The sequence below is a fragment of the Frankia sp. AgKG'84/4 genome, from assembly GCF_023242965.2.
In the GTDB taxonomy this organism is placed as follows: domain Bacteria; phylum Actinomycetota; class Actinomycetes; order Frankiales; family Frankiaceae; genus Frankia.
In genome coordinates this window covers 1-641 of record NZ_JALKFU020000656.1, presented here as the reverse complement: position 1 = coordinate 641, position 641 = coordinate 1, and the positions used below count along the sequence as shown (strand labels likewise).

The following is a 641-nucleotide window of genomic DNA, read 5'->3' as shown; positions in this document are numbered from 1 at the left end:
GGCCTTCGCCGAGGAGCTCGTCGCCGTGGCCGACCGGGTGTTCGGCCCCCGCTGGCTGGCCGGGGCCGGCGTCAGCTTCCGCGGCGACGACGACCTGCGCCGCCCGGACGAGAACCCCGTCGACGCACCCGGCCTGCGCGGCCTGCCCGGCCCCCGCGGGACGCGCCCGCCCGGCCGCCCACACCCGCCAGGTCCCGTCCCCTGGAGCGGGCGGATCGCGCTGCCGGGAACGCTGAACCTGGCTCAGTGGACACACCCGGACCCGCCGACGACCCGCTTCCACCCGGCCTGGGTGTCCGGCGCGGCACTGGTCACCGTCATCCTCACCATCGTCGCCCTGCTCGGGACAGGTGTGCTGCGGGTCGGCCCGGGCGATGGCGCCGTCTCGGCGGCCGCTCGGGCGAGTACTCCACCGCCGACGGTCTACCCGGTGACCGCCCCCGTGCCGCTGCGCGGACTGATCAGCCTCGCCGCCGACGGCGGTGCCGCGAGCGCCGCCGGCCCGGCGAGCGGGATCTACCTGACCGATTCCAGTCAGCAGTCCCTGCTGCAGTTCACCGGCGCGACGGCGAGCACGCTCATCGGCCACCTGGGCGCGGACCAGGTCGGCCGACCGGGCGCGGCGCGCGACGAGCCGGCGG

At 77.5% G+C, this 641-nt stretch carries 1 pseudogene; it reads left to right on the top strand.

The annotated features are described in order from the left end of the window. Positions 1 to 25: 25 nt before the first annotated feature. A pseudogene (locus MXD58_RS24470) lies at positions 26 to 641 on the top strand (serine/threonine-protein kinase); the annotation flags it as partial.